Origin of the sequence: Massilia rubra, assembly GCF_011682065.1 — a bacterium.
Taxonomy (GTDB): domain Bacteria; phylum Pseudomonadota; class Gammaproteobacteria; order Burkholderiales; family Burkholderiaceae_D; genus Telluria_A; species Telluria_A rubra.
Map to the genome: position 1 here is coordinate 398,113 of NZ_VUYU01000004.1, position 6,406 is coordinate 404,518.

The 6,406-nt window shown below is 63.5% G+C and carries 6 protein-coding genes; 4 read left to right on the forward strand and 2 right to left on the reverse strand.

The genetic code is table 11. The features are described from left to right. The first annotated feature begins 27 nt into the window (after positions 1 to 27). Positions 28 to 624 (forward strand): hypothetical protein, encoded by a 597-nt coding sequence (locus F0185_RS08575; protein ID WP_167223405.1) that lies wholly within the window; start codon positions 28 to 30, stop codon positions 622 to 624. Positions 625 to 839: 215 nt separating this feature from the next. Then, entirely contained in the window at positions 840 to 1,475 is a 636-nt protein-coding gene (locus F0185_RS08580; RefSeq protein ID WP_167223407.1) for a hypothetical protein, read from the forward strand. Positions 1,476 to 1,565: 90 nt separating this feature from the next. Here the strand turns inward: F0185_RS08580 and F0185_RS08585 are convergent, their stop codons facing one another. Continuing rightward, positions 1,566 to 2,105 (reverse strand): hypothetical protein, encoded by a 540-nt coding sequence (locus F0185_RS08585; RefSeq protein ID WP_167223409.1) that lies wholly within the window; start codon positions 2,103 to 2,105, stop codon positions 1,566 to 1,568. Between the two features lie 159 nt (positions 2,106 to 2,264). On the opposite strand from F0185_RS08585, the gene F0185_RS08590 reads away from it, so the two are divergent. Both F0185_RS08590 and F0185_RS08595 read left to right on the forward strand, forming a co-directional pair. Then, positions 2,265 to 3,218, forward strand: a complete 954-nt coding sequence (locus F0185_RS08590) for an ADP-ribosylglycohydrolase family protein (RefSeq protein ID WP_167223411.1) — start codon at positions 2,265 to 2,267, stop codon at positions 3,216 to 3,218. Next, positions 3,215 to 4,042 carry an ATP-dependent Clp protease adaptor ClpS gene (locus F0185_RS08595; protein WP_167223413.1) on the forward strand — a complete coding sequence of 276 codons (828 nt, stop codon included), beginning with the start codon at positions 3,215 to 3,217 and terminating at the stop codon, positions 4,040 to 4,042. The genes F0185_RS08590 and F0185_RS08595 overlap by 4 nt, the downstream gene beginning before the upstream one ends. A gap of 105 nt (positions 4,043 to 4,147) precedes the next feature. Here the strand turns inward: F0185_RS08595 and F0185_RS35310 are convergent, their stop codons facing one another. After that, a complete protein-coding gene (locus F0185_RS35310; protein ID WP_167223415.1) occupies positions 4,148 to 5,896 on the reverse strand; it encodes a methyl-accepting chemotaxis protein in 1,749 nt (582 codons plus the stop codon). Positions 5,897 to 6,406 lie beyond the last annotated feature (510 nt).

The window sequence follows — 6,406 nt, forward strand, 5'->3', positions numbered from 1 at the left end:
TGGGATGGCGCTGTACCTCGCTTCCTGATGTTTTATGGAATGCGGCAGCGCATGTATTGCGGCGTGGCCTTCAACGCCATGCTCATCGCCATTTATTCTCAGGAGGCTATTATGTGGATCGGATCCATCGGGCTGGTCGCAGCGACGAAAGATGTTGCCAATGCCGGCACCGATAACCTGGTGCAAGCCAGCATTTTAAGAAACGGGACCGTCATCCGGGTGTTGAACCTGGATTATGCGGAATTGGATGACCACGAACGCGGCGACGACCGCAGCTACGTGTACAGCGGACCGGCCAAACTGCCGCGCAGGAACGACCTGACGCCGGTACTGCCACCTGGAATCGGCATGATTCCGATGCCCTATCCGGGCTATGGATTCGAATTTTCGGAAGGCCTGAGCGGTCACCTGCAAATTCAATTGCGCATTAATGGCGACGATATGTGGATCAAGGATAGTGTCGATCTGTACGTCAAATTCATTCGCCTGCGCGCCACCAGCTTTGATACGCTGGCCTGGCTGGAAGATACGGAATGGACATATATCGCCAGCTGGAATCAGGACGTGCCCATGTCCACCGATGCCGATGAAGGCGTGACCACCTGGACGCTGAATCTGGCGTAAGCCGGACGATGTTGATCAGGCGGCCTGTATTAGCAGGACTGATTATCAGGACTGACGCATTTTCCAATGGCCGGGGCTTGTTCATGCCGGCCATATTCAATTCATTCAACTTTTCCCCACTCCTGCCGTTAATGAATGACGAGCACGGTGAATAACCGTCCATTCCCGTCAAGATCGCACATTCACGGCGCGCACCGCGCCAACAAGGAGAGGTCATGAGCATTACCATTCCCAACACCACAGCGCCGTCAGGCGCCGCGCCGATCGTACTACGCGAGGCCGGACGTCGTTCCGGCGAGGGCGCCGGGGCCGACCAGGCTGTCAAAAGCGACAAGGTCACCCTGAGCGGACCGTCCGAGCCGCCCCTGACCTACGGCGCCCCGCGCGCGGCGACGGTCCAGGCCCCGCCCGACCTTGACGCCCTGCTGGCCGAATCCGACCGCCAGGCGCAGGAAGTCATCAACCTGATCCTGCCGGCGGTCGAGCAGCAAGGGTTGAACCTGGCCAAGGTGATCAGCGGCGAGCAAAAACTTACTGCCGACCCGGCTACGATCGCGGAGGCTAAGGCGGCCACCGGCGACGAGGGCGAGTTCAGCGTCGCCAAGGTGTCCGGACGCATTCTCGACTTCGCCAAAGCGGCGATTGGCGACGATCCGTCCAAGCTGGCGTCGATCCGGGCCGCCGTGGAGCAGGGCTTCGAGGACGCCGCCAAGGCGCTCGGCGGCACCTTGCCCGAACTGAGCGAGAAGACCCGCAGCACCATCATGGCTGCCTTCGACAGTTGGGCCGATGACGGCAGCACCGTGGCCGACAAGGGCAGCGAGAGCAAGGGACCGGCCGACATCGTCTGATGAGCGGGGCCGGGCACAGCCAGCCCGGCATGCTGGCCATTGAGTCGCAGCAGTCCTTTCGCCATGCCCGCGTACCGGCCTTGCGCCAGTTCAGCGGGAAGCACGCGGCGCCGTTGCGGGGCGGCGTCCGTCCGCACGTTGATGGGCCAAGGCAAGCTGGGCGAGGATAGGAAGGTCATACGAGGCACGATCGATTGGCATGGTGTAATCCGACTCTGTGATTTCGGTGTCGACATCCGAATGCCGGTACATCAGCCATTGCTTCGGCAACACGGCGGGCTTGAGGGTGCGCCCGTCAAGCAACCATGCCGGCTTGTTGACCACGCTGACCGCACACATGCTGTGGGCCGTGATCACCAGCGTGTCGCCCGGCCGGGAGCTGCCTTTGAAGACGCGCTCGACCCTGAACGTCGCCTCCTCGACACTGTACTCGTCGTCCTGCGGATTGCGTTTCTTTACCTGGCGCGCTTTGATCAAGGTGAGCAGTTCAACCGAGTCGACACTGTCAAAGCGTTCCTTGACGCGCTGTGGCGTCTGCGCCCAGTGAGCGTCGGGAATGGGTGTGCAGGCAGCAGCGGAGCAGCTTGCCAGCACAAGAATGATGCTGAAAACGGGTTTGAATAATTTCATATCAGAAAGAATAGCACGGGATGTCCGGCTTGTAGTGCAGACAGTATTGCTTTACAGGTAAGCAATTTTCTTGCCGTTTGGACGTACATTGATGACAATGCAATCCTGATACCACCCAGAAAGTTCCAAGATGACAATGCCGCCCCGAGGCGCACCCCAATGACGGCGCCCCAGCCCACTTACCAGGACCGCCTCGCAGGCGGCCTGGTCGGCCTGCTGGTCGGCGACGCGCTCGGCGTTCCCTTCGAATTTCGCCAGGCGCGCGACATTCCGCCGGCCGGCCTGATCGATTTCGTCCCACCGCCGCAATTCGACCGCGCGCATACTAGCGTGCCGCCCGGAACCTGGTCGGACGACGGCGCCCACGCGCTCTGCCTGCTGGCCTCGCTGCTGGAGTGCGGCCGCCTCGACCTGGAAGACCTCGGCGCGCGCCTGCTGGCGTGGTACGAGCACGGCTACATGGCGGTCGACGGCATGGTGTTCGATGTGGGCCTGACCTGCGGCGCCGCCATCCGCGCCATTCGTGCCGGCACGCCTGCCCCCCAGGCCGGGCCCGCCGGACAGTACGACAACGGCAACGGCTCCCTGATGCGCGCCTTGCCGCTGGCGCTGTGGCACCGCGGCTCGGACCAAAGCCTGGTGCATGACGCCCACCAGCAATCCCTGCCCACCCACGGCCACCTGCGCTCGCAAGTATGCTGCGCGCTGTACTGCCTGTGGGCACGCCGGGTGCTGGCGGCCTCAAGCGACCCTTGGGGCGAGGCGGTGGCGAGCCTGCGCGCCCTCTACGCCAGCATGCCGGACGCACTGGAAGAACTGGAATGGTCGCTGCGGCCGGACGACGCGCCCGAAGGCAACGGCTCCGGTTATGTGGTCGATTCACTGCGTTCGGCGCGCATGGTGCAGGACGCCGGTACGTACGACGAGGTCGTGCGCGCAGCCATCGCGTTGGGCAACGACACCGATACCACGGCCTGCATCGCCGGCGGCATTGCCGGCATGCGCTTCGGGATCCAGGGCATTCCCGAGCGCTGGCGCCACCAGCTCAGGGGAAGCGAGTTGTACCAGCCGCTGCTGGACAAGCTGCTGGCCGCCACGGTGGATGCGCGATGAGCATCGCCGATGGCGACCCCGCACCCAACCTTGAGCGGGTGCTGGAATCCGCGTTCGCCGCCTGCCGGCGCGAGCATGACCGGCGCCTGACGCTCGAACGCGTGCTGCTGCATCTGATCGAGGACGAAGCCGCCGGCCGCATCCTGGCCGACTGCATGCCGGCCGGGAAGGTGGCGCAGCTGCACGCGCATGTGCGCGCCATGGTGGCCGACCAGCTTGCGGCCGAGGCCAAGGCGCGACGCTGGCCGACCGGCGCCCATGCGCGCCTGCTGGCGCTGCTCGCGCATTGCCTGCCGTTCGGGAATGCCAGGCTCGACAACTATCTTGGCCGAACCATCGCGCATTGCGAGCAACTCGAGCATGCGCTGTGGAAGGCGACGGTGCGTGGCGTCGCCATGGAAAGGCCGGTCGACACCGGCATCCTACTGCTGGCTATCGTGCGAAATCGCATCGGGCTGGCCGCCGCTGCCGTGGAAGAGCATGGGATTGACCGCTATCGACTTGCCTGCCGCGTTGCGTATGGTGCGGCGGCCGCTGGCAGCGACGATGCGTTGCTGGCCGGCAGCGAGACAGCGCGCTTGCTGGTGCTCAACGACGATGTCACGGAGATGGTCTTCGTGGTCGAGGTATTCGAAACGCTCCTGGCCTTGCCGGCGGACCAGGCGAATGCCCTGATGATGCAGATTCACGATGAGGGAGAAGCCGAGTGCGGCGTTTTCCCCTTGGCTATTGCCCGCGCCAGGGTGAAGGAAATCGAAGCGCTGGCGGGGGAGCGCTGCCAACCCTTGCGTGTCCGGCTGGCCGCGCCGCGCCATGGCGCGTGAGCGCGCAGGTCGCCCTGCGGGACCATCGAGCGCGCTGTCAGGCCGGCGCTGGGGCGATGCGGCTGCGATGGCGCCCTGATCCGGCAGGGCGTCTTTGATGACGGCTCAGGCAGCGCCCAACAGGACCGTTGACGCTCTCTTGCGCGCCCCCATGGTGGTTTTCGGCGCCGCCGCGCGGCCCTGGCCGGGCGCATCGACCTTGAAGACCTTGACGGTCTCGACCAGGTTGCCGGCTTGCTCTTCCAGTGATTCGGCAGCGGCGGCGGCTTCCTCGACCAGCGAGGAATTGCTTTGCACCAGCGCGTCCATCTGGACAATGGCCTGGTTCACTTGCTCGATGCCCGACGATTGTTCCAGGCTGGCCGTGGCGATCTCGCCGACAATGGTGGAGACGCGGCCGATGCTGGCCACCACGTCGTTCATGGTCGCGCCGGCGTGATCGACCAGCTTGCTGCCCAGGTCCACCTTGTCGACCGAATCGTTGATCAGGGCCTTGATCTCTTTTGCCGCCCCGGCGGACCGTTGCGCCAGGTTGCGCACTTCCGAGGCCACCACCGCAAAGCCGCGGCCCTGTTCCCCGGCGCGCGCCGCTTCCACCGCCGCGTTCAGCGCCAGGATATTGGTCTGGAACGCAATGCTGTCGATCACGCTGATGATGTCGACGATCTTGCGCGCCGATTCGTTGATGGAACCCATCGTATCGACCACCTGCGCGACCACCGCGCCGCCCTTGATGGCGACCTCGGAGGCGGAGGCGGCGAGCAGGTTCGCCTGGCGCGCGTTGTCGGCATTTTGCCTGACGGTGCTGGTCAGCTCTTCCATGGAAGAGGCGGTCTCTTCCAGCGAACTGGCTTGCGATTCGGTGCGCGCCGACAGGTCGGCGTTGCCGACGGCAATGTCATGGGTGGCCGCCGAGATCTCGTCCGAACTTTCGCGGATCTTGTGCACGGTCTGGCGCAGGTTGGTGCTGATGGTATTCATGCTTTGCAGCAGCTGGCCGACTTCATCGCTGCGCTCTTCGACGGCGTCGCCGTTCAAGTCGCCCGAGGCGATCTTGCTGGCGGTATCGATCGCCTGTCCGAAGCCGGCCTTGATGTGCCGGTAGATCAACAGCACCGTTGCCAGCGACATCGCCAGGGACACGCCAAGCGTGCCGATGGCCGTCCAGAAAGCGGTATCGGCCCGTGACGCGGCCACGCGCACCTCTTCACTCGTGCGTTGGTCGAGCATGGCCAGGAACTCGTTGACCGGCTTCATGATCGTTGCCTTGTTCTTGTGGTAATCGGCGTCGTGCATGATCTTGCGCGCCAGGTCCATGTCGGGTTCGCGCTTTTGCGTGAACTTGCCGGCGCCGTCATCGAACAAGCCCTTCACGGCATTCATGGCGATCACTTCGGTCTTGACCAGGGCGTCGGAGTTGTCCTGGGCTTGCTTGAGCTTGGCGAATTCGGCATCGGTAAAACCGGCCTTGCGCATTAGGTCGGCGAGCGCGACGGCCTGCCCGTCCGGCGTCGGTTTGCTGACGCCGGCGGCGACGAAATCCCAATAGATGCGTTCGTAATGTTGCGGACGGGGCTTGGCGCCGTTGCGGATGTCGAGAATGTCCATGTACTGGCGTTCGTAGGCGGCATCGCCCGAGACGACGAAGGTGCGCGCAAGGCGGGTCAGGTCGTCGGAGCTCTGGCGCAGTTCATCGGCCAGCAGGAAGGACTGGTAGCGGTTTTCGCTGGCGCGCATGGTTTTGTCCTGCTCTGTCGAGACGCGCGCGAAGGCCATCAGGGAGCACACCGACAGCGCCACGCTGACAAGGAAAAACGCCGTAAAAATGATGCGGATCGAATAATTCTTGAGCATGGGGCCCCCCGATGAGTTCAACGTCGTCCGGCGAGAAATCCCGACACGATGTCTGATGTGCCATCGCAATCGACTGCGGTGATGCATGCAGTCTCGCGAACTCGTTGATCCATGTCAACACATTGCAAACTATTTGCTGTGTGTGTTGAGGGGCGGGCAGGTGGGAAACCGACTGCCGCCGGCGCGCTTCCCCCATGCCGGGCGGTTACGCGCAAGCCATTGTTTAATCGATTGTCATGAGGCGTGAGCGCAACACCTGGCCAGTACGGCTTGGTGTCCGGCTTGGTGTCAGGTCTGACATTCAGACACGGCCTGGGCAGTGGTGATCGTTCAGCTCGTGTCCGAATGTCAGACCTGGCACCAGTTGTACGTGGTGATCGTTCGTAAGCGGCCAGCGGCCCCACCTGTACAGCCTGTTTAGCGCGAAGTAAAGTCGGGGAATGGCAGCAGCGAATCAATCTGGCTGTTGGGGCACGTCGGGAGACGTTCCAGTACGATGGCCAGCCAGCG